Raw genomic sequence first — 21,508 nt, 5'->3', positions numbered from 1 at the left:
AGAATAGTAAAGACCGCGCCTAACGGCCGGCAGTCGTGCGCCTTGGGCGTGCCCGTTCCGCTTACCGCGGAGTGGGCCGTCTGCGGCCAGCAAGTATGAACGTCAGGAAGATGACCGTGCCAGTAGCAAGCGGGAATCAGCCGGAGCGTACCTGCATCGGATGCCGAAAGAAGGGGCTGCGGTCTGAGTTACTCCGGCTCGTCGCCGAAGGCAGCGGATCAACCGCTGTCCTGGTGGATGAACGACGCCGGATGGCTGGCCGGGGTGCATGGCTGCATCCCAGCGAATCGTGCCTGGCTCTGGCCATCAAGCGGCGTGCATTCGGACGTGCCCTGGGGGGCGCGGCCGGTACCGCCGCCGTCGAACGCCGGATCAAGTCAGGCGCGTACGTTGCAGGCGCTCCGGTAACTGCAACACCAACCGTCCAACCTGAAAGCGGGTCAGAAATCTGATGGAAACCCGATGAGTTCCCAGCGATGAGTGCGTAACGATGACAACTTTGTTGCGCTCTGCAATGGGCCCTGCTGCAGTAATCGCGGCTTGGGCCCGCAGTAAGAAGTAGACGGTTCGTGCCTGGCTCGGTGCGGACCGAGACAGGAGAAATGTGGCCAAGGTCCGCGTACACGAGCTCGCAAAAGAGCTCGGTATTACTTCCAAAGATGCAGTGACAAAACTGCAGGAACTGGGCGAATTTGTTCGCTCCGCCTCTTCCACCATTGAGGCCCCCGTTGTGCGGAAGCTGCGCAACGCCTTCCCGGACGCCGCCCCCAAGGCAGCAGCTCCGGCAACAGCCCCCAAGGCTCCCGCCCCGGCGGCAGAAGCACGCCCCTCAACCCCCGCTCCCGGACCGGCCGCCCCCAAGGCTCCCGCTCCGCAGGCGCAGGCACCGGCCCCCGCCGCTCCGGCAGCACCGGCACAGGCGGCTGCTCCGGCAGCACCCGCTGCCAGCGCACCGGCTGCCCCGGCCGCCCCTGCCCAGGCCGCTCCGACCACCGGGGCAAAGCCCGGCGCCCGGCCGGCACCCAAAGCCGAAACCCCTGCTGCACCAACCCGCTCCGGCGGTTCAGGGCAGGGCAGCTCGGCACCACGTCCCGGCGGTCCCCGTCCGGGCAACAACCCCTTCGCTACGTCCCAGGGCATGCCCCGCGGCCGTGGCGGCGACGGCGAGCGTGCTCCCCGTCCCGGCAACAACCCGTTTGCCACCTCCCAGGGCATGCCCCGTCCGGGTGGAAGCCGTACTGACGGCGACCGTCCCGGTGGTCCGCGCCCCGCAGCAGGTGCAGGCGGTCCCCGTCCGGGCGGCCCCCGCCCCGCGGCAGGTGCAGGTGGCCCCCGTCCCGCAGCAGGTGCAGGCGGTCCCCGTCCGGGTGCACCGCGGCCAAGTGGTGCCGGTGGAAACCGTCCCACCCCGGGCATGATGCCCAACCGTACTGAGCGCCCGGCTCCGGCCGGTGCGGGACGTCCCGGTGCCGGCGGCCGTGGTCCCGGACGCCCGGGCGGCGCTCCAGGAACCGGTGGTCCCGGTGGCGGCGGCGGTGCTCCCGCCGGCGGTGGCTTCGGCAAGGGCGGACGCGGCCGCGGCGGTACCCAGGGTGCCTTCGGCAAGGGCGGCGCCGGACGTGGCAAGCAGCGCAAGTCGAAGCGTGCAAAGCGCCAGGAACTTGAGCAGATGAGTGCCCCGTCGCTGGGTGGCGTGAGCGTACCCCGCGGCGACGGCAACACTGTGATCCGGCTGCGCCGCGGCTCGTCCATCACGGACTTCGCCGACAAGATCGAGGCAAACCCCGCCGCGCTGGTGACTGTCCTCTTCCACCTCGGTGAAATGGCCACGGCCACGCAGTCGCTGGATGAAGAGACCTTTGCCCTGCTGGGCGAGGAGCTGGGCTACAAGCTCCAGGTTGTGTCTCCGGAAGACGAGGAGCGCGAGCTGCTGTCCGGGTTCGACATTGACTTCGATGCCGAGCTCGAAGCCGAAGGCGACGAAGAACTTGAGGCCCGTCCTCCGGTTGTCACCGTCATGGGCCACGTGGACCACGGTAAAACCCGCCTGCTCGATGCCATCCGCAAGTCCGACGTCATGGCCGGCGAGCACGGTGGAATCACCCAGCACATCGGTGCCTACCAGGTCACGCACAACCATGAAGGCGACGACCGGAAGATCACCTTCATCGATACCCCGGGCCACGAGGCGTTCACCGCCATGCGTGCCCGTGGTGCGAAGGTCACCGACATCGCCATCCTGGTGGTCGCAGCGGATGACGGCGTTATGCCGCAGACCGTTGAAGCCCTCAACCACGCACAGGCGGCCAACGTGCCGATCGTTGTGGCCGTGAACAAGATCGACAAGGAAGGCGCCAACCCGGAGAAGGTCCGCGGCCAGCTGACCGAGTACGGCCTGGTTCCGGAAGAGTACGGTGGCGACACCATGTTCGTGGAGGTCTCTGCCCGCCAGAACCTCAACATCGACGAGCTGCTCGAGGCCGTCCTGCTCACCGCGGACGCTGCCCTGGACATGCGCGCCAACCCGAACAAGGACGCCCGCGGTATCGCGATCGAAGCCAACCTGGACAAGGGCCGCGGTGCGGTTGCCACCGTCCTGGTGCAGTCCGGTACCTTGCGCGTCGGCGACACCATCGTTGCAGGCACGGCCCACGGCCGCGTCCGCGCAATGTTCGACGACGACGGCAGCGCCCTGACCGAGGCCGGCCCGTCCCGCCCCGTCCAGGTGCTGGGTCTGTCAAACGTCCCGCGTGCAGGCGACACCTTCTTCGTGACCGCTGACGAGCGCACCGCCCGCCAGATCGCCGAGAAGCGCGAAGCCGCGGACCGCAACGCCGCACTGGCCAAGCGCCGCAAGCGCATCAGCCTGGAAGACTTCGACCAGGCCGTCGCCGAAGGCAAGATCGACACCCTCAACCTCATCCTCAAGGGTGACGTGTCCGGTGCCGTGGAAGCCCTCGAAGACGCCCTGCTCAAGATCGACGTCGGCGAAGGCGTGCAGCTGCGCGTCATCCACCGCGGTGTTGGTGCCATCACGCAGAACGACGTCAACCTGGCAACAGTGGACAGCGCCGTCATCATCGGCTTCAACGTCAAGCCTGCCGAGCGCGTTGCCGAACTGGCAGACCGCGAAGGCGTGGACATGCGCTTCTACTCCGTCATCTACTCCGCAATTGATGACATCGAGATGGCGCTCAAGGGCATGCTCAAGCCGGAATACGAAGAATTCCAGCTGGGTACCGCCGAGGTCCGCGAAGTCTTCCGCTCCTCCAAGTTCGGAAACATTGCAGGCTCGATCGTCCGCTCCGGCATCATCCGCCGTAACAGCAAGGCACGCATCAGCCGCGACGGCAAGATTATCGGTGACAACCTCACCGTTGAGACGCTCAAGCGCTTCAAGGACGACGCCACCGAGGTCCGCACGGACTTCGAGTGTGGTATCGGCCTTGGGTCGTACAACGACATCAACGAAGGTGACATCATCGAAACCTTCGAGATGCGTGAGAAGCCGCGCGTTTAGGCTGGTTTCGCACTAGCGGCCGGGAGCCTCCGAGTTTTGGGGGCGCCCCGCCCCTACGCTGGGCGGCAAAGGATCTTGCGATCCTCTGCCGCCCAGCTCCGGTAGGCCCGATGCCACTCCCGGGCGCCCCCAAAACTCCGAGGCGCCCCGCCCCGACGCAGGGCGGCCAAGGATCTTGCGATCCTCTGCCGCCCAGCTCCGGTAGGCCCGATGCCACTCCCGGGCGCCCCCAAAACTCTCCGGCATCGTCCCTGACTTACCAAGGCGCGCGGCAGTGAAGGCAACTCAAAAGCGGAACTGTCCTCGCGCCGTCGTACGTCCCAAATTTTTTTCTTTAGGAGTTGTTCATGGCTGATCCGGCACGTGCTGCCAAGTTGGCGCAGCGGATTAAGGTTGTTGTTGCTGAGGCCCTGGGCCGGAAGGTTAAGGATCCTCGGCTGGAGGGCATTACCGTCACTGATGCCCGGGTGACCAATGATCTGCAGCATGCCACTGTGTATTACACCGTCTTTGGCGACCAGGCTGTCCAGGCTGACGCCGCCAAGGGACTGGAGAAGGCCAAGGGGGTGCTTCGGCAGGAGGTTGGCCGGAACATTACCGTCCGGCTGACTCCCAGCCTCGAATTCGTCGCCGACCAGATTCCCGTGGTTGCCTCCAACCTGGAGGAACTGCTGCGGGAGGCCAAGAAGCGTGACGCCGAGGTGGCCGCGCTTGCCGCCCAGGCAAAGCACGCGGGCGACGCCGACCCCTACAAGAGTGACGCTTCCGCTGATGTGGACATCGACGAGGACGACTTCGACGAAGAGGACCTTGACCTCGGTGACGACGAGGAACTCGACGAAGACGGCCACAAGTAACCGTTGAGCGCAGCAGAAGGCCCGGACCGCTATGTGCGGTCCGGGCCTTCTGCTTCCCAGAAGATCTCTATCGCCCGCTAGCGGAGGTCGGCCTCGATGACCTTCCCGGCCGGCGGCCCCGCGGGCGCCCCGCCGGGACCGTGCGGGGGTCCAGCCAATGCGTTCACCGTGGCGTACAGCGTGCCCCCGCGGATCTCGACGTCCGCCGGTGATTCGACTGCGAGGAACTCGGTACGGTGTCCCTTCGATGCGATGAACCTCAGGATCTGGTTGCCGAAAAGCGATGCAACGTACACGTCGCCGTTATTCGCCACTGCCAGGCCCGTGGGGCTGAGGATGTAGTCGACCCAGAGCTTCGTCTGGCCGGTCCAGGGATTGACCTTGAAGATCGCGCCGCGGTCACCAAGCGAGGGGACCTCCGGGCCGCCGGGCAGGGACGACACGTACAGCCAGCCGTCCGGACCCATTTCCACATCCGTGGGAACAGGCTCGAATGCGTACTCGAACCCTGCGCAGCCAGGCGCCCCCAGCGTGGCCGCAGCTTCCGCCGTGAGCACTGCGGGCCGCGGCGGCAGGACCGCCAGTGTGGTGATGTCGCCCGAGCTGATGTTGACCTTGAGGATTGCGTTCGCTCCGGCATCAGCCACGTAGGCCGTGTTGGCCTGCACGTAGGTGGCGTACGGATTTGAATCCAGGGCGCCTGTGTACTGGGGCGGCGGGGCATCCGGGATGCCGGCGGCTTCCTCAAGGCACTGGCCGCTTGTGCCGGAGGCGAAACCGTAATGCTGGCCGGCGTCCGGGTTGATGGTCCGCTCGTATTCAGCGAGGTCCGCTATGGTATCGGCCTCGCCTCCGGGGCGGATCGATTTCAGGTACCCGCCCAACGCCGCCGGCACACCTTGGCCCGCCCCCTTGGCTTCAAGGAAGAAGGCCGTGGCGCCACGTGTTTCCACCCCGGCCACGCCCCAGCCTTCCGGAGCCTGGTAAACGGCATCGACAGTCCTGTCACGGTCCACGCGGCTCAGCGTCCCCGCGAAGTCCTGGGTGACGTAGACCGACTTGTTTGTTCCCACGGCCAGATGCAGGGGCGAAACGAGGCCGTCGGCCAGGACGTCCTGGTCCTGGGCTTCGTCGCGGGCCCAGGACGGAGCTGCCGGTGCGATGACGGCTGCAGCCGCCACGCAGGCGATGATGGTTAGCCTTCTCGTCATTGGGTACTCCGGGGTTGGCGCCCAAAAGTGGGCCGGGATATGAAGCCTCACGGGAGGAAATGATTCAGGGACCCCTGGCCGCCAGAGTATGCCCCCGACCGCCGGTTTGTCGCCGCGATTTCCCCCTATTCCGCCCCCTATTTCGTCCCCTAACGCCAACCCCTTGGCTAGGATCAAGCTATGACCGAGCCGAATGACACTGACCACACCGCAAGGTACTTGGAGCAGGCCGTGGAACTGGCCACCAGGAACGTCGGCGAAGGAGGCGGACCGTTCGGAGCGATTGTTGTGACGGCGGACGGGCGGGTGCACGAAGGCGTTAATCGCGTCACCCGCGACAACGATCCCACCGCCCACGCCGAAGTGGTGGCCATTCGGGCGGCAGCAACGGCGATAGCCAACTATGACCTGCAGGGAGCGGTCCTCTATGCAAGCTGCGAACCGTGCCCGCTCTGCCTTGCCTCCGCGCTCTGGGCCCGGATCGACCGCGTCCATTTCGCCGCAGACCGCCATGGCGCGGCCGCGGCCGGTTTCGACGACGCCGTCTTCTACGAGTACTTCGACGGGACCCGGCCGGAACTGTTGCCCGTCACCCGAAGCGACATCCCGTCGTCGGACGCGCCGTTCCAGGCGTGGGGCGCGTTTGAAGACAAAAAGGAGTATTAGGAATGGAAGCTGCGCTCACTGCCTGCCCGGCCTGCGGCAAGACCAACCGGGTCCCGGCGCAGGCGGCCGGCCGGCCGCGGTGCGGCAACTGCAAAGCTGACCTGCCCTGGATTGTGGACGCGGGGGACGCGGACTTTTCCGCCGTCGCCGAGCAATCGCCGGTTCCGGTGCTGGTGGACTTCTGGGCGGCCTGGTGCGGTCCCTGCCGGATGGTCAGCCCCGTGCTGGACAAGCTGGCCAGGGAACGGCCGGGCCGGATCAAGCTCGTCAAGGTGGACGTCGACAAGTCGCCGGGCCTGTCCCGGAGGTTCGACGTGCAGGCCATTCCCACGCTGATGGTCCTGGTGGACGGCAAGGTGGCAGCGCGCCAGGCCGGGGCTGCTCCCGCGGAGGCTTTGCGGACGTGGCTGGACCGGGCCCTGTCCGGAAGCCGGAGCTAGCCGGACCGGCCCCTTCAGCCGTGACGGCCGGGCAGCCGGTTCAGGCCCTCTACGAGGTCATCCTGCTTTCCGCACAGCGCAACCCGGACCCAGCCCTCGCCGATGGAACCGAATGCAGTCCCCGGCGCCACGGCAACGCCGGAATCCGCAAGGAAGCGGCGCACCCAGCTGCGGACGTCCCCGCCGCTGGCGTGGGAAACATCCGCCCACAAATAGAAGGCTCCCTGTGCCTTCAGGTAGGGGATTCCCTTGGCATCGAGGACGGCGGATGCGGCGTCCCGGTTTGCCCGATAGTGCCGGTGCGCGTGCTGGACGTAGTCCTGCGGTCCGGTCAGGGCGGCGAGCGCGGCGTACTGGGACGGTGACGCGACGCAGGAGACGATCGACTCCATCACGTTGTCCATCTCCTGCTTGATCCCGGGCGGGCAAATCAGTGCCCCGATCCGCAGCCCGGTGAGCCCGTACGTCTTGGACAGGGTCAGCGAAGTGAAGACCCGGGCATCTTCCGGCGTATCGCCGTCGAACCTGGCAGGGCTGATGTGCGGCACGTCGTAGGTGAATGCCTCGTAGCATTCATCAGAGATGACCCACAGATCGTGCCGGCGGGCCAGGTCCATCAGGTCGCGGGTGAGGTCCTCAGCCAGCACGGCGCCGAGCGGGTTGGAAGGAGAGTTCAGGACCAGCACCCGTGTCCGGCCGGTCACCAGCGCCTCGATATCGCCGGGCCTGGGCTGGAAGCCGTGGTCCGGGTACAACGGATAACCCACCGGAACAGCGTTCAGCAGGCGGCTGGTCATGGCAAACGTGGGATAGCCAGGGTTGGGGACCAGGATTTCGTCACCGGTGGAGAGCATCAGGCTCATGGCAAAGTGCAGGCCCTGCTGCGCTCCGTCCACCACATACACCCGGTCCGCGGCAATGTCGCAGCCCTGCTGCTCCCGGAACCGGGCCGCGAACGCCTCGCGCAGCCCCGGGATGCCCGCGTTAGGGGTGTAGTTGGTCTCGTCCCTGTCCAGGCACGCCATGCCTGCATCCAGGACGTGCCGGGGGAGCGGAAAACCGGGTTCGCCGATGCTGAGCACCAGGGCGCCGGGAGTCCGCCACGCGGCTTCGGTGATCTCGCGGATCTGGTTGACGGGCACGTCGCGGACATGGGCGGCAAGCTCAGGCATGCCTGCCATCCTAGTGCCGGTGCAGGCCGTTGCAGATTGCTGCAGGGCGTGCGCCGGGGCATCAACCAGCGCCGATATACTGGGAGGCGTGCTTTCTGGACTGGTGATAGTGGACAAGCCGCAGGGATGGACCAGCCATGACGTGGTTGGCCGGATGCGGCGCCTCGCAGGTACCCGGAAAGTAGGGCACGCCGGAACCCTCGACCCCATGGCCACGGGCGTCCTGGTGGTGGGCATCAACAAGGCCACCCGGCTGCTCACCTACATCGTGGGCACCTCCAAGACCTACACCGCCACCATCCGGCTGGGCCAGACCACCGTCACGGACGACGCCGAAGGCGAAGTTACTGCCACGGCAGGCACTTCGGGGGTCAGTGAGCAGGCAATCCACGACGGCGTCGCCGCGCTCACAGGCGCCATCCAGCAGGTGCCCAGCAGTGTCAGCGCCATCAAGGTCAACGGTGAACGCGCCTATGCCCGGGTGCGCTCGGGTGAAGACGTGAAGCTTGCCGCCCGCCCCGTCACCATCCACCGCTTCGAGGTGCACGGCATCCGGCGGGACCCGGAAGCGGACGTCGTGGACCTGGACGTCACCGTGGAGTGCTCCTCCGGAACCTACATCCGCGCCCTCGCCCGTGACCTGGGCAAGGCGCTGGGAGTGGGCGGGCACCTGACCGCGCTCCGCCGGACCCATGTGGGCCCGTACTCCCTGGAACAGGCGCGCACGCTCGAGCAGCTCGCCGAGGAACTCAACGTCCTCGAAATGTCGCAGGCTGCCCGGGCACTGATGCCCAACCGTGAGCTGACCGCGGAGGAAGCCACCGAGATCTCCTTCGGCCGGAGGATCGCTGCCGGCGCCGCCCCGGGCAGTCCCGCGGCGGCCACCGCCGACCACCCGGCCGCCGCCTTCGCACCGGACGGGAGCCTGGTGGCACTGCTTGCCGATGCCGGCAGCTTCGCCAAGCCCGTGCTGGTGTTTGCCCCGGGCAACGGCAGCTCCGCAACCCGCACCCCCGGTGAAGGCTGAGCGTGGACGCCTATTTCTACATCATCCTGGTGGTCGGGCTCCTGTCCACGGGCGTGTGCCTCACGGCAGGAATCCTCAAGAAGGCGCCGAACGACGTCACTATCCTGTCCGTGGCGGCGGTGGAGGTCTCCCTCCTGGTCTACCTGGTGGGCTCGATCATCCGGGTCATCGCCGGCGAACCCATCGCCGGCGAGGCATGGGAATTCTGGGGGTACCTGGTCACGGCCATGCTCCTGCCGCCGGCTGCCGTCTACTGGTCCATCCTGGAGCGGACCAGATGGAGTAACTTTGTCCTGGCCGCCGTCGGCGTCACCGCACTGGTGATGGCGGCCCGCATGAACCAGATCTGGTACTGAAGTGGAAGAAGCACACAACGTGAAAGACCAGCAGGCAACAAGCGCCGCCGGAGGGCACACCCCGGGCAACAGCCAAGCCGGCGTCAACAGCCGCAATACCGGCCCGGGGCGGCTGCTCATCGCCGTGTACGCCGTCTTTGCCATCTCGGCGTCCGCCCGTGCCGGCTACCAGATCCTCACCAAGTTCTCAGAGGCTCCGCTCGCTTACCTGCTGTCCGCCTTCGCGGCCCTCGTGTACGTGGTGGCCACCGTGTCGCTGGCCAAAGCCGGCACCACCTGGTTCAAGGTTTCGGTTGCCGCGGTGCTGGTTGAACTGGTGGGCGTGCTGGTGGTGGGCGCCCTGAGCCTCTTCGACCCCGTCCAGTTCCCGCACGAGACGGTCTGGTCGCTGTTCGGCCGGGGCTACGCCTTCATTCCGTTGCTGCTGCCCGTCCTGGGCCTGGTATGGCTGTACCGGCGGCGCCCGGGTGCACGGGCCGCTGCCTGAGGCACGCTTTCCACCAGGCCGCGGCCGCGAAAGGCGCCTGAAACTTCGTCCGGAAACCTCGTCAAGAACCCTTGTCCGGACACATGAAGTCTGCTTCACTATTTCGTATGGAGGGGAGTATCCCCGAATGCTTCGTCGTCAGTCCGGCCGCCCCTGAGCGGCCCGGTGAAGCAGGCTCCCGCGGGAGCCGGGAAAGACCTCCGGTTGGTTTATCTGACTGGAAGTGGGTTCCTTCATGTATGTTCCCCTGTGGGGCTGGCTGGCTGTCCTGCTCTTTATCGTCCTGATGCTTGCCTCGGACCTCTTTGCCCACCGCAAGGCGCACGTGATCGGCGTGCGGGAGGCGGCGCTGTGGTCCGCCGTCTGGGTGGCCTTTGGCGTTGGTTTCGGTGTCCTGGTGTGGCAGCTGTACGGTGCGGAGTTTGGCCAGCAGTACTTTGCCGGCTACCTGATTGAAAAGTCCCTCGCCGTGGACAACGTGTTTATTTGGGCAATCATCTTCACGTACTTCGCCGTACCGCGGGAGTACCAGCACCGCGTCCTGTTCTTCGGTGTCCTCGGTGCCCTGGTGTTCCGAGGCATCTTCATTGCGGCCGGCGCCGCCATCATCGCCAGCGCCGGGTGGGTGCTCTACCTGTTCGCCGCGTTCCTGCTCATCACCGGCTACCGAATGATCCGGCACCGTAACGACCACGTGGATCCGGAGAAGTCCCGGGCATTGAAGTTCTTCCGACGGCACGTGCCCATGACGGACGACTTCCACGGGCAGAGGTTCCTGATCCGGCGCCGCGGCGTGCTCCTGGCCACTCCGCTGCTCGCGGTCCTGGTCCTCGTCGAGGCGACTGACATCATCTTCGCCGTCGATTCGATTCCTGCCATCTTCGCCGTCACCGATGACGTGTTCCTGGTGTTCACCGCGAATGCCTTCGCCATCCTGGGCCTTCGCGCCATGTACTTCCTCCTGGCGGACCTTATCCACCGGTTCATCTACCTGAAGACCGGCCTGGCCCTCGTCCTGATCTGGGTGGGCATCAAGATGTTCCTGAAGATCGATATCTACTACATCCCCACTCCGGTGTCCCTGGCAGTTATTGCCGCGATCCTCTCCGTGTCGGTAGGAGCCAGCCTGTGGGCAACACGGGGCCAGGAGCGCCGTCCGCTGCCCGCACCGGAGCGCGCACCGTTTGGATCCGCCGCCCCCGAGGACCTGGAAGCCCTGGAACCGCTGTGGCGCCGCAGGCAGCCCAACAGGTCCAGCCACCTGTGACCCCCAAACGATGGAGCATCCATGACAGCTGAACGTTCCGCCGACAGCGGTCAGGAGGCTCCGGGTCCAGGCGGGCCTGCCCGGCCTGCCTGGACCTTCCTCACCAACCACGGGCATGTCCTGCTGTCCGTGGCACGGGAGCCGGACATCCTGGTTGCAGACATCGCTGAGCGGGTGGGCATCACCACCCGGGCCGCCCTGCAGATCCTCAAGGACCTTGAAAGTGCGGGCTATCTGCTGCGGACAAGGGTGGGGCGCAGGACCCACTACACCATCCGGCCCCACCAGCACTTCCGGCATCCCGCCACTGCCGCGCAGGAAGTGGACGGCTTGATCCGCCTGTTCACAGCGGCTGCGCCGGGCGATGCTCCGGCGGCACCGGCGGAACCGTAACAGCCAAACCCGCTGCTTTCCCGGCACCCGCCCGGCTTGGCAAAGTTGGCCAGGCGAATGCAGGTAATCTTAGAGAGTTCCGCGGCCGGTACCGGCCCGAACATTGATACTTGCAAGCGTTTAAGGCGAGGGTGATGGTCTACATCTGGAACGATCCGTCCGAGGTCCCGGCGGACTTCGGCCCATCTGTTGTCACCATCGGAAACTTTGACGGAGTGCACCGGGGACACCAGCAGGTGCTCTCCGAACTGGTCCGCACGGCCCGGATCACAAGGTCCAAAGCTGTTGTGGTCACCTTCGATCCACACCCGGCCCTGGTCCACCGTCCCGAGTCCGCGCCCGAGCTGATCATGGGCCTGCAGGACAAGCTCGAGGCGCTGGGGGAGCTGGGCCTGGACGCCATCCTGGTCATGAAGTATTCGCTGGACCTGGCCAGCCTCACCCCTGAAGAGTTCGTGGAGCAGTATCTGGTGGACTGCCTGCACGCCGGCCATGTGGTCATCGGCCACGACGTACGCTTCGGACGCAACAACTCGGGGGACCTGGACACCATGAAGGCCCTCGGCCAGAAGTTCGGGTTTGAGGTGCAGGTGATCAGCGAGTTCGGCTCTGAGGGCTACCCCCTGCATGACGACGACGGCACGGACCGCCGCTGCTCCTCCACCTGGGTGCGGGAGGCCCTGCAGGAAGGCGACGTCGCCACGGCGTCCGCTGTCCTGGGGCGTCCGCACCGGATGCGCGGCGAGGTTGTCCACGGCGCCGCACGCGGCCGCGCACTTGGCTTTCCCACCGCCAACCTCGCCAGCAACGCCAGCGGCCTGATCCCTGCCGACGGCATCTACGCCGGCTGGCTGGTGGACCAGGCCGGTACCCGGTGGCCCGCGGCCATTTCCGTAGGGTCGAACCCCACGTTCGACGGCGTCAGCCGCCAGGTGGAGGCCCACGTGATCGACCGGCCCAAGGAGGACGTGGAGGACTTCGATCTCTACGGCCAGACAGTAGTTGTGGAATTTGTTGCCCGGCTCCGGGGCATGGTGGCTTACCGTGGGCCGGAGGCACTCGTGGAGCAGATGCGCCTGGACGTCATCCAGGCACACGGGCTGCTGGCAAGGCGCTAGGCCGCCACCAACGAAAGGCAGTACCCGTGTCCGTCGAGAAGAACACCCGGAAGCTGGACAAGGGGATTGTCCGCGACTTCAGCTCGCGGATGAGCTACGCGTCCTACCTGCAGCTCCCAACCCTCCTGAGCGCGCAGCAGCCGGTCAGCAAGCCCGAACACCACGATGAACTTCTCTTCATCATCCAGCACCAGACCACGGAACTGTGGCTGAAACTGGTGCTCCATGAACTGCGCAGCGCCGCCGCCTGGCTCCGGGCAGACGACCTGGGGTCGGCGCTCAAAGGCATTGCCCGGGTGAAGCACATCCAGAAAACCCTCACCGAGCAGTGGTCCGTCCTGGCCACCCTCACCCCTACCGAGTACTCCCAATTCCGCGGCTTCCTCGGCAATTCCTCCGGCTTCCAGTCGAGCCAGTACCGCGCAGTGGAGTTCGTGCTGGGCAACAAGAACCGCAAGATGCTCCCGGTGTTCGAGTCGGACCCGGAGGCGCACGCCATGCTTGAGGAACTGCTGGCGGCTCCCAGCATCTACGACGAATTCCTCGCCTACCTCTCCCGGCAGGGTTTTGATGTGCCGGCGTCCGTCCTGCAACGGGACGTCACCAAAGCGCACGAGTACACGCCGGAACTGGTGCCGCTGTTCAAGCACATCTACGAGAACGCGGCGGGCAACTGGGGGGCTTACGAGGCCTGCGAGGAACTGGTGGACCTGGAAGACAACTTCCAGCTGTGGCGCTTCCGGCACCTGCGGACCGTTCAAAGGACCATCGGCATGAAATCCGGGACCGGCGGATCCAGCGGTGCTGCGTTCCTCCAGAAGGCCCTCGAACTGACCTTCTTCCCGGAACTTTTCGCTGTCAGGACGGAGATCGGACAATGAGCATCCACCAGGAGAATGCAACTGCGCCGGCTGCGGAGCAGTTGCAGCAACGGGCCGCGGAACTCGACCGGGAGGATCCGCTGGGGCACTACCGCGAGCACTTCATCGGCACCGACACGGCCGTGTCCTACCTCGATGGAAACTCACTGGGCCGGCCGCTGAAGCGGACCGCGGAGGACATCGCAACCTTCATCCGCGACGACTGGGGAGGGCGGCTGATCCGCGGCTGGGACGAGCAGTGGCTGGGCCTGCCGCAGTCCATCGGCGACCAGCTCGGACGGGCAGTCCTCGGCGCCGCGCCGGGCCAGACCATCATCGCCGACTCCACCACCGTGGTGCTCTACAAGCTGATCCGTGCCGCCCTCGCAGCGGTTGCCGATCCGGACCGCAACGAGCTGGTCCTTGACACAGAGAACTTCCCCACGGACCGGTACCTCGTCGAGGGCATTGCACTGGAGGAGGGACTTACCCTGCGCTGGATCCAGGCGGATCCGGCCGCCGGGGTGACCGTTGAACAGGTGCGCCAGGCAACCGGGCCGCGTACCGCCGTCGTACTCCTGAGCCAGATCGCCTACCGCTCGGGCCACCTGGCGGACCTCCCGGCCATCACGGCCGCAGTGCACGACGCCGGCGCGCTGGTTGTGTGGGACCTGTGCCACTCCGCGGGGTCAGTGGAGATCGCCCTGGACAGTGCCGGCGCCGACTTCGCCGCCGGCTGCACCTACAAATACCTCAACGGCGGACCGGGGTCACCGGCCTTCGCGTACGTGAACCAGCGCCACCTGGCGTCGCTCAACCAGCCGATCTGGGGATGGATGGGTCGCAAGGACGCGTTCGAAATGGCTGCCGGCTATGAGCCGGCAGCCGGAATCCGCGGGTTCCTCAGCGGAACGCCGGCGATCTTCGGGATGCTGGCCATGCAGGGCACCCTCGATGTCATTGAAGAAGCGTCCATGGCCGCCATCCGGGCCAAGGCGGAGAAGCTCACGGCCTTCGCCGTCGAGGTCTTTGATGCCTGGCTCGCGCCGCTGGGCGCTGAACTTGCCTCACCGCGGAATCCGGCAGAGCGCGGCAGCCACATCACCATCGACCATCCGGATTTCACCAAGGCGACAGTACAGGCGCTGTGGGACCGGGACGTGATCCCGGACTTCCGCGCTCCGCGCGGTATCCGCGTGGGCCTTTCGCCGCTGAGCACCAGCTACCAGGAGGTTCTGCGGGGCATGGCGGCTATGCGGGACTGCCTGCAGGGATAACGGGGCTGTTTCGACAACATTAGGCAGTGGCCGGTAAACTGGACGATGGATCCAGCTGCAGTCCGTGGCGGCTGGTTCCTGTTGCGTACGGCCCGCCCCGGTTTTCCGGCAACGGCTGCGGCGGCAGACCCGGCAGTGAGTTACTGACCTGGGCCCTCACGGCACATCCCTAGGAGTTATTGTGGCACTTGACGCCGCTGTAAAGCAGTCCATCATCAAGGAATACGCAACCGGCGAAGGCGACACCGGTTCGCCGGAGGTCCAGGTTGCCGTCCTGACCCAGCGGATCAAGGATCTGACTGAGCACATGAAGGAGCACAAGCACGATTACCACACCCAGCGCGGTCTGCTGGCCATGGTTGGTCGTCGCAAGCGCATGCTGGGCTACCTCAAGAAGACTGACATCGCCCGCTACCGTTCGCTCATCGAGCGCCTCGGCCTGCGCCGCTAGTCGGACTTAGGGGCGGCCCATTCCAGCATGGAACGGGCCGCCTTCTTCAAAAGAAAAACTAAACAGGAGGATCAACCGCATCACGCATTCGCGGTCCTCGGTAGTGATCCCCGGGAACGGCTTCGTTGACTGAAGCCGGCGGCCCGTGGGTCTCGATCGATGACCGGGTGCAGGGCCAGTAGACAGATGCTGGCTGGGTTGATGCGGCTGGACTTCCGTAAAACAGAAACGGAGGTGACTCTCTTGGAGGGTCCCGAAATCCAGTTCTCGGAAGCAGTCATTGACAATGGCCGTTTCGGCAAGCGCGTAATCCGCTTTGAAACCGGGCGCCTTGCCAAGCAGGCAGCCGGCGCAGCCATGGTGTACATCGACGATGACACTGCACTGCTGTCCGCCACCACTGCAGGCAAGCACCCGCGTGAAGGCTTTGACTTCTTCCCGCTGACGGTCGACGTCGAAGAGCGCATGTACGCTGCCGGCCGCATCCCGGGCTCGTTCTTCCGCCGTGAAGGACGCCCGTCCACCGAAGCCATCCTGGCCTGCCGCCTGATGGACCGCCCGCTGCGCCCCGCCTTCATCAAGGGCCTGCGGAACGAGGTCCAGATCGTGGTCACCGTCCTGGCGATCAACCCGGACGAGCTCTACGACGTGGTGGCCATCAATGCCTCCTCCATGTCCACGCAGCTGTCCGGCCTGCCGTTCTCCGGCCCCATCGGCGGCGTCCGCGTTGCCCTGGTTGCTGACGAAAACGGTTCACAGTGGGTGGCTTTCCCCAAGCACTCCCAGCTGGAGCACTCCGTCTTCAACATGGTGGTTGCCGGCCGCATTGCCGGTGACGACGTCGCCATCATGATGGTCGAAGCCGAAGCCACCGACAACTCCTGGAACCTCATCAAGGAACAGGGCGCCACCGCCCCCACCGAAGAGGTTGTCTCCGAGGGCCTCGAGGCTGCCAAGCCGTTCATCAAGGCACTGTGCGAAGCCCAGGCCGACCTCGCCGCCCGCGCTGCCAAGCCGACCGTTGAATTCCCGGTCTTCCTGGACTACGAGGACGATGTTTACGCCGCCGTCGAGGCCGCTGCCGCTGAGAAGCTCGCCGCTGTCTTCCAGATCGCGGACAAGCAGGAGCGCGACAACGCTTCGGACGCCCTGAAGGACGAGGTCACCGCCTCCCTCGCCGGCCAGTTCGAAGGCCGCGAGAAGGAGCTGTCCGCAGCGTTCCGCTCGGTCACGAAGCACGTTGTGCGCCAGCGCATCCTGAAGGACCAGATCCGCATTGACGGGCGTGGCCTCACGGACATCCGCCAGCTCACCGCCGAGGTCGAGGTCCTGCCGCGCGTTCACGGTTCGGCCATCTTCGAACGTGGTGAAACCCAGATCATGGGCGTCACCACGCTGAACATGCTGAAGATGGAACAGCAGATCGACTCGCTGTCTCCGGTGAAGACCAAGCGCTACATGCACAACTACAACTTCCCGCCGTACTCCACCGGCGAGACCGGCCGCGTCGGTTCGCCGAAGCGCCGCGAAATCGGCCACGGTGCCCTGGCTGAGCGCGCGCTCGTGCCGGTCCTGCCGTCCCGCGAGGAGTTCCCGTACGCCATCCGCCAGGTATCCGAAGCCCTCGGTTCCAACGGTTCGACGTCGATGGGCTCCGTTTGCGCCTCCACCCTCTCGATGCTGAACGCAGGTGTGCCCCTGAAGGCCGCCGTCGCCGGCATCGCCATGGGCCTGGTCTCCGACCAGGTGGACGGCCAGACCCGCTACGCTGCGCTGACCGACATCCTTGGTGCCGAAGATGCCTTCGGCGACATGGACTTCAAGGTTGCCGGTACCTCCGAGTTCGTTACCGCCATCCAGCTTGACACCAAGCTCGACGGCATCCCCGCTTCCGTGCTGGCAGCAGCCCTGAAGCAGGCCCGCGAGGCACGCCTGCACATCCTCGAGGTCATCAACTCGGCCATCGACACCCCGGACGAGCTCTCCGAGTTCGCACCGCGCGTCATCGCCGTGAAGATCCCCGTGGACAAGATCGGCGAGGTCATCGGCCCCAAGGGCAAGATGATCAACCAGATCCAGGAAGACACCGGCGCCGACATCTCCATCGAGGACGACGGCACGGTCTACATTGGCGCCACCAACGGCCCGTCGGCAGAAGCAGCGCGTTCCGCCATCAACGCCATTGCCAACCCGCAGGTCCCGGAAATCGGCGAGCGCTACCTGGGTACGGTCGTCAAGACCACCACCTTCGGTGCCTTCGTTTCGCTGACCCCGGGCAAGGACGGCCTCCTGCACATCTCCGAGCTGCGCAAGATCGCAGGCGGCAAGCGCGTGGACAACGTCGAAGACGTTGTCTCGGTGGGCCAGAAGGTCCAGGTGGAAATCACCAAGATCGATGACCGCGGAAAGCTGTCGCTGTCTCCGGTAGTGGCTGAAGAGGAAGGCGCCGGGGAGACCGAGCGCGTTCACGCCACGGAGCCCGCTGAAGGCGCAGAGGTCTAGCACACCGCACAGCGGGCTCGCCCGCAGCATGAAGAGGCGGGGGGGGGGGGGGGTGGGCCCCCCCCCCCCCCCCGCCGCTGTTACGATGGCAGCCAGATCCCGGCTGCCCCTCTTGAAAGGCCTCAATGACTGTTGTACCCCTGCCGCTTGAGCAGAACCACCGCGGCGATACCCTGGTCCACGGGGCCGACGGCGGCTCCGAAGTGCGGCGTTCGGTGCTGCCCGGCGGAGTGCGGGTACTGACCGAGGCGATGCCCGGGCAGCGGTCGGCCACCATCGGATTTTGGGTGGGGGTCGGTTCCCGCGATGAGGCCCCGGGCCAGCACGGCTCAACGCATTTCCTCGAGCACCTCCTGTTCAAGGGAACCAAGCGCCGGACTGCGCTGGAGATCGCCTCTGCATTTGACGAGGTGGGCGGCGAGTCGAACGCGGCCACGGCGAAGGAAAGCACGTGCTACTTCGCACGGGTCCTGGACTCCGACCTGCCGATGGCCATCGACGTCATTGCGGACATGATCACAGGCGCCGTCATCGATCCTGCCGAGATGGAGCAGGAACGCGATGTCATCCTTGAGGAAATCGCCATGGACAGCGACGACCCCACGGACGTCGCCCACGAACACTTTGTCTCAGCCGTCCTGGGCAGCCATCCGCTGGGACGCCCCATTGGCGGCACACCGGATGCCATCAAGGCGGTGGCCCGTGATTCTGTGTGGGAGCACTACCAGCGCTATTACCGGCCGGACGAACTGGTGATTACCGCAGCCGGCGGCCTGGAGCACGACGTCGTCTGCGGCCTTGTGGTGGATGCGCTTGAGTCTGCCGGCTGGTCACTTGAGTCCGATGCGGCGCCGGTGGAACGCCGGTCCACCGAACGTGCCCTCATCACCGGGACCGCAGGGCTCCACGTCGTCAAGCGCGCCGTGGAGCAAGCGAACATCATCATGGGTTGCCCCACGATCGTGGCCACGGACGAAAGGCGCTACGTCATGAGCGTCCTCAATGCCGTGCTGGGCGGGGGCATGTCCTCACGCCTGTTCCAGGAGATCCGCGAGAAGCGCGGCCTGGTGTACTCCACGTACTCCTTCGCGTCCTCCTATGCCGATGCCGGCTACTTCGGCATGTACGCCGGCTGCACGCCGTCCAAGGTACGGCAGGTGCTGGACCTGCTCGCTGTTGAGCTGGACAAGCTGGCTGAGCACGGCATCGCCGAGGACGAACTCCGCAAGGCGGTAGGCCAGCTGGGCGGCGGGATCGTGTTGGCCCTGGAGGACACCGGTTCGCGGATGTCCCGGCTGGGCCGGGCCGAGCTTGTGTCCGGCGAGTACCAGGACATTGACGAAACCCTGCGCCTGATCAAAGCTGTCACCACCGAACAGGTCCAGGAATTGGCGGCCGAACTCGCTGCCGCTCCCAGGACTGTGACCGTCGTCGGACCATTCGAGGAGACGGAAACGTTCGGACTCTGACGCGTCGGAACGGCAGGACTTAGCTCGCAAACGGCAGGACTTGGCTCTGGAGGTGAGGGGACAGTGGAACGGACCCCTCCCAGCCGTGCGCCGGGAGCTCTGGCCGCTTTCCTGGGCCGCTGGCGGGGGAGTACCCGGTTCGCCGCCGGTCCCTGGGGGCCCGAACGGACCGTCGACGCCGAGGTGACCTACACCCCGGTGGCTGGCGGATCTGCCGTCGTCCAGAGCTACCGCCACCTGGAACCGGACGGGACGCATTCCGAAGGCCACGGGATCTTCACTGTCGACCCGGATCACCAGGATGTTTTTTGGTACTACGTGGATAATGCGGGCCCGGCACCTGCAGCCGCCGCCCGCTGCACGTGGCATGACGGCGCCCTTAGGGTGGAACGCCGGGGCGGTGCCGGGTGGACCCGCCATACGTTGCGCGTCGACGGCAACGTACTCACCCACATCACGGAGCTACGAACCCGTGGCGGCAAGACCACAAGCACCACAACGGACGGGTCCGGCGGGGACGACGGGACCGGCCCGGCCTATGTTCCCTTCATGACGTCGTCGTTCCAGCGGAGCTGACGCGGTCAGACGAAGCACACCAAAATGACGGCTCATCCAGATGGCGGCAGATTCAGTCAGGTTCAAAGCGACGTCACCAGTGCACCAAGCCCCACTCCCACTCTTTGAGCGGGTCCTCGGGCAGTTTCGGGGGCATGGCGTAGAAGTCGACCCATACAGAATCCTCTTGCGAAAAGACCTCGGGATCCACAAAGTTGTCGCCCACTGGCTCTTCAAGCGGAAGTTCCGCCGGCTGGGACCCCGGGGGTTCAGCGGCAAGGAGTCCAGGCGGCCAGTGGGGTGGTTCCCAGTCGTGGTGTTCGGGCTTGTAGTGGCGGCCGGTGGGTGAGGTCCAGCCGGGTGGCTGGGTTTTGCTGCCGGGGGTGGGTTTCCAGCGGCTGTTGTGTTTGAGGCGGTGGTGTTTGGGGCAGAGTTGGGCCAGGTTGCTGATTCCGGTGGTTCCGCCGTGGTGCCAGGCCTGGAGGTGGTCTGCCTCGTTGTCCGAAGTCCGGTTGTTGCAGCCGGGGAAGGTGCATTTTCCGTCGCGGAGGCGGAGTGCTTGTTTCATGGCTTTGGTGAGGCGGTAGCTGGTACGGCCGATTTCCAGTGGCGCACCGTCCCGCGGGTCCACCAGGACGCGATGGAACGAGGCGGCGCCGTCAGCGACGAGTTTGCGGGCCATGGAGGCGGGGATGGGGCCGTAGCCGTCCAGCATTGCGGGTTCATCGGTGAGACCGAGGAGTGAGAACACCGGGACGGTGACCAGGACGTCCGCCTTGGGCACCGGAACGTCGGCAAGATCGGCGCACGCGCTGTTGACGTCAGTGGCAGCACCGGCAGAGGCCTCCCCGACAGTTGGTCCCGCGGCATCTGTGCGGATGGTTGCGGCATCTGCTTGGTCATTGACGGAAAGGAAAGCCAGCCCTACAGGGGCGTCGGTGCCCTCTACAGTGCTGTGTTCCGCCGTGCCGGTTTTGCCTGGGGTGCCTTCCTGTGCGTGGCTAAGGGCTGGTCCCGCGCTGAGGAGCAGGTGGGCGGCGACGTCTGGCCGCAGTTGCGTGAGCGTCCGGGGCTCATTGGGGCCTTGGAGTCCGCGGGCGAGGGCGGTGGTGCGGTTCCAGATGGCGGATGCGGTGCTGCCGGGCAGGTAGAGCGAGAGCCAGGCCATGCCGTCGCGGTCCGGGGCGTATTCCATCCGCCGGTCCGCGGCACATTTGCTGTGGCGCTTCTCCAGGGTCTCGGGGTGGTGGCGTTCACGCCAGCCGCGGACCTTGGCGCGGAACCGGTTAGGTACGAGTTCACCGGCGGCGGCTCCGCGGGCGGGCTTAGGTGCGTCGGGGTCGAGGAAGTGCGCAACGAGGGCGGCCGCGCCGGTAGGGCCGAGGGCATCGGCTTCGTCGACGAGGATTTTCGCGTGCTGCCAAGTGATGGTCCCGGCCGCCAGTGCGTCCATGGCCAAGGGCAGGGTGGCGAGTTGGCGGGCCTGGGTGACGAGGACCCCGGCGGCGGGGGAGCTGAGGGTCAGGACCCCGGCGATTTCCTCAACCGCCGACATCTCGGCGTAAGTCCGTTCGTGCACGGGCGCGTCCGGCGGGGTCATGGCGTTCTGGATTCCGACGGCCTCTGCCGCGTCCCCGGCCTTTACGGCGGCGATCTGCGCTTCGAGTTGCTTCGCCACGGCCATCCGCTCCAGGCGGAGCTCATAGCGGCGCTGGAGCACATCAACCCCGGCGGCGGCACCACCGCCGGCTTCCAGGGCGGAATCTTCGAGAAACAGCGCATTCAGGCGGGAGGTGGAGGCCTGAATGCCCTCCATCGCTGGTGCCGTGCCCGCGCCGTTTCCCATGGAAACATCCTCTAACGGGGGTCTGACATTTTGC

General features: G+C 66.1%; 20 protein-coding genes. 17 read left to right on the top strand and 3 right to left on the bottom strand.

Features of this window, described 5'->3' with window-relative positions; translation table 11 throughout:
* The first annotated feature begins 95 nt into the window (after positions 1–95).
* The 3 genes from U7114_RS13290 (at position 96) to rbfA (ending at position 4,377) form a co-directional block, all read left to right on the top strand.
* A complete protein-coding gene (locus U7114_RS13290) occupies positions 96–452 on the top strand; it encodes a YlxR family protein (RefSeq protein WP_321215849.1) in 357 nt (118 codons plus the stop codon).
* A 152-nt stretch (positions 453–604) separates the two neighbouring features.
* Entirely contained in the window at positions 605–3,520 is a 2,916-nt protein-coding gene (gene infB, locus U7114_RS13285; protein WP_323057613.1) for a translation initiation factor IF-2, read from the top strand.
* 347 nt (positions 3,521–3,867) lie between these two features.
* The gene (gene rbfA, locus U7114_RS13280; protein WP_157238601.1) at positions 3,868–4,377 is read left to right on the top strand and encodes a 30S ribosome-binding factor RbfA; all 510 of its coding nucleotides are present in this window, start codon (positions 3,868–3,870) and stop codon (positions 4,375–4,377) included.
* A 77-nt stretch (positions 4,378–4,454) separates the two neighbouring features.
* Here the strand turns inward: rbfA and U7114_RS13275 are convergent, their stop codons facing one another.
* Entirely contained in the window at positions 4,455–5,588 is a 1,134-nt protein-coding gene (locus tag U7114_RS13275) for a ScyD/ScyE family protein (protein ID WP_323057612.1), read from the bottom strand.
* 180 nt (positions 5,589–5,768) lie between these two features.
* On the opposite strand from U7114_RS13275, the gene U7114_RS13270 reads away from it, so the two are divergent.
* Positions 5,769–6,254, top strand: coding sequence for a nucleoside deaminase (locus tag U7114_RS13270; RefSeq protein ID WP_321215852.1), 486 nt, complete (start codon positions 5,769–5,771; stop codon positions 6,252–6,254).
* A gap of 2 nt (positions 6,255–6,256) precedes the next feature.
* On the top strand, positions 6,257–6,694 hold the full coding sequence (gene trxA / locus U7114_RS13265) for a thioredoxin (RefSeq protein ID WP_157238598.1): 438 nt from the start codon (positions 6,257–6,259) through the stop codon (positions 6,692–6,694).
* Between the two features lie 14 nt (positions 6,695–6,708).
* Here trxA and U7114_RS13260 read toward each other — a convergent pair whose 3' ends face one another.
* On the bottom strand, positions 6,709–7,866 hold the full coding sequence (locus U7114_RS13260) for a pyridoxal phosphate-dependent aminotransferase (RefSeq protein ID WP_323057611.1): 1,158 nt from the start codon (positions 7,864–7,866) through the stop codon (positions 6,709–6,711).
* Between the two features lie 88 nt (positions 7,867–7,954).
* On the opposite strand from U7114_RS13260, the gene truB reads away from it, so the two are divergent.
* From truB to U7114_RS13200, 12 genes are all read left to right on the top strand, one after another.
* On the top strand, positions 7,955–8,893 hold the full coding sequence (gene truB, locus U7114_RS13255) for a tRNA pseudouridine(55) synthase TruB (RefSeq protein WP_323057610.1): 939 nt from the start codon (positions 7,955–7,957) through the stop codon (positions 8,891–8,893).
* Between the two features lie 2 nt (positions 8,894–8,895).
* The gene (locus U7114_RS13250) at positions 8,896–9,249 is read left to right on the top strand and encodes a hypothetical protein (RefSeq protein ID WP_321215854.1); all 354 of its coding nucleotides are present in this window, start codon (positions 8,896–8,898) and stop codon (positions 9,247–9,249) included.
* A gap of 19 nt (positions 9,250–9,268) precedes the next feature.
* On the top strand, positions 9,269–9,736 hold the full coding sequence (locus U7114_RS13245; RefSeq protein WP_321215855.1) for a hypothetical protein: 468 nt from the start codon (positions 9,269–9,271) through the stop codon (positions 9,734–9,736).
* Between the two features lie 235 nt (positions 9,737–9,971).
* Entirely contained in the window at positions 9,972–11,003 is a 1,032-nt protein-coding gene (locus U7114_RS13240) for a TerC family protein (protein ID WP_323057609.1), read from the top strand.
* A gap of 21 nt (positions 11,004–11,024) precedes the next feature.
* Complete coding sequence (locus U7114_RS13235) at positions 11,025–11,396, top strand: winged helix-turn-helix domain-containing protein (protein ID WP_323057608.1); 372 nt, start codon at positions 11,025–11,027, stop codon at positions 11,394–11,396.
* Positions 11,397–11,530: 134 nt separating this feature from the next.
* Positions 11,531–12,514 carry a bifunctional riboflavin kinase/FAD synthetase gene (locus U7114_RS13230; RefSeq protein ID WP_157238593.1) on the top strand — a complete coding sequence of 328 codons (984 nt, stop codon included), beginning with the start codon at positions 11,531–11,533 and terminating at the stop codon, positions 12,512–12,514.
* Between the two features lie 26 nt (positions 12,515–12,540).
* Positions 12,541–13,395 carry a tryptophan 2,3-dioxygenase gene (kynA, locus tag U7114_RS13225; protein WP_323057607.1) on the top strand — a complete coding sequence of 285 codons (855 nt, stop codon included), beginning with the start codon at positions 12,541–12,543 and terminating at the stop codon, positions 13,393–13,395.
* Positions 13,392–14,651 carry a kynureninase gene (locus U7114_RS13220; protein WP_323057606.1) on the top strand — a complete coding sequence of 420 codons (1,260 nt, stop codon included), beginning with the start codon at positions 13,392–13,394 and terminating at the stop codon, positions 14,649–14,651. Before kynA ends, U7114_RS13220 begins: the two co-directional genes overlap by 4 nt.
* Positions 14,652–14,832: 181 nt before the next feature.
* Positions 14,833–15,102, top strand: a complete 270-nt coding sequence (gene rpsO / locus U7114_RS13215) for a 30S ribosomal protein S15 (RefSeq protein WP_321215859.1) — start codon at positions 14,833–14,835, stop codon at positions 15,100–15,102.
* A gap of 243 nt (positions 15,103–15,345) precedes the next feature.
* Positions 15,346–17,604, top strand: coding sequence for a polyribonucleotide nucleotidyltransferase (locus U7114_RS13210; RefSeq protein WP_157242566.1), 2,259 nt, complete (start codon positions 15,346–15,348; stop codon positions 17,602–17,604).
* Positions 17,605–17,729: 125 nt separating this feature from the next.
* On the top strand, positions 17,730–19,073 hold the full coding sequence (locus U7114_RS13205; protein ID WP_157238590.1) for a M16 family metallopeptidase: 1,344 nt from the start codon (positions 17,730–17,732) through the stop codon (positions 19,071–19,073).
* A gap of 63 nt (positions 19,074–19,136) precedes the next feature.
* Positions 19,137–19,649: a DUF1579 domain-containing protein gene (locus U7114_RS13200; RefSeq protein ID WP_323057605.1), complete on the top strand. Its 513-nt coding sequence runs from the start codon at positions 19,137–19,139 to the stop codon at positions 19,647–19,649.
* Positions 19,650–19,722: 73 nt separating this feature from the next.
* Here U7114_RS13200 and U7114_RS13195 read toward each other — a convergent pair whose 3' ends face one another.
* Positions 19,723–21,474, bottom strand: a complete 1,752-nt coding sequence (locus U7114_RS13195; protein ID WP_323057604.1) for an HNH endonuclease signature motif containing protein — start codon at positions 21,472–21,474, stop codon at positions 19,723–19,725.
* Between the last annotated feature and the right edge of the window lie 34 nt (positions 21,475–21,508).

This window comes from Pseudarthrobacter sp. C1 (assembly GCF_034720455.1).
Classification (GTDB): domain Bacteria; phylum Actinomycetota; class Actinomycetes; order Actinomycetales; family Micrococcaceae; genus Arthrobacter.
This window is presented reverse-complemented; position numbering and strand designations above follow the sequence as displayed.

What these genes read in the sequence shown, in the direction of transcription:
- U7114_RS13205 (WP_157238590.1), top strand. Translation starts at nt 17,730, where the DNA reads ATGACTGTTGTACCCCTGCCGCTTGAGCAGAACCACCGCGGCGATACC.
- trxA (WP_157238598.1), top strand. Translation starts at nt 6,257, where the DNA reads ATGGAAGCTGCGCTCACTGCCTGCCCGGCCTGCGGCAAGACCAACCGG.
- U7114_RS13270 (WP_321215852.1), top strand. Translation starts at nt 5,769, where the DNA reads ATGACCGAGCCGAATGACACTGACCACACCGCAAGGTACTTGGAGCAG.
- U7114_RS13240 (WP_323057609.1), top strand. Translation starts at nt 9,972, where the DNA reads ATGTATGTTCCCCTGTGGGGCTGGCTGGCTGTCCTGCTCTTTATCGTC.
- rbfA (WP_157238601.1), top strand. Translation starts at nt 3,868, where the DNA reads ATGGCTGATCCGGCACGTGCTGCCAAGTTGGCGCAGCGGATTAAGGTT.
- U7114_RS13230 (WP_157238593.1), top strand. Translation starts at nt 11,531, where the DNA reads ATGGTCTACATCTGGAACGATCCGTCCGAGGTCCCGGCGGACTTCGGC.
- U7114_RS13260 (WP_323057611.1), bottom strand. Translation starts at nt 7,866, where the DNA reads ATGCCTGAGCTTGCCGCCCATGTCCGCGACGTGCCCGTCAACCAGATC.
- U7114_RS13195 (WP_323057604.1), bottom strand. Translation starts at nt 21,474, where the DNA reads ATGGGAAACGGCGCGGGCACGGCACCAGCGATGGAGGGCATTCAGGCC.
- U7114_RS13290 (WP_321215849.1), top strand. Translation starts at nt 96, where the DNA reads ATGAACGTCAGGAAGATGACCGTGCCAGTAGCAAGCGGGAATCAGCCG.
- U7114_RS13220 (WP_323057606.1), top strand. Translation starts at nt 13,392, where the DNA reads ATGAGCATCCACCAGGAGAATGCAACTGCGCCGGCTGCGGAGCAGTTG.
- U7114_RS13235 (WP_323057608.1), top strand. Translation starts at nt 11,025, where the DNA reads ATGACAGCTGAACGTTCCGCCGACAGCGGTCAGGAGGCTCCGGGTCCA.
- U7114_RS13275 (WP_323057612.1), bottom strand. Translation starts at nt 5,588, where the DNA reads ATGACGAGAAGGCTAACCATCATCGCCTGCGTGGCGGCTGCAGCCGTC.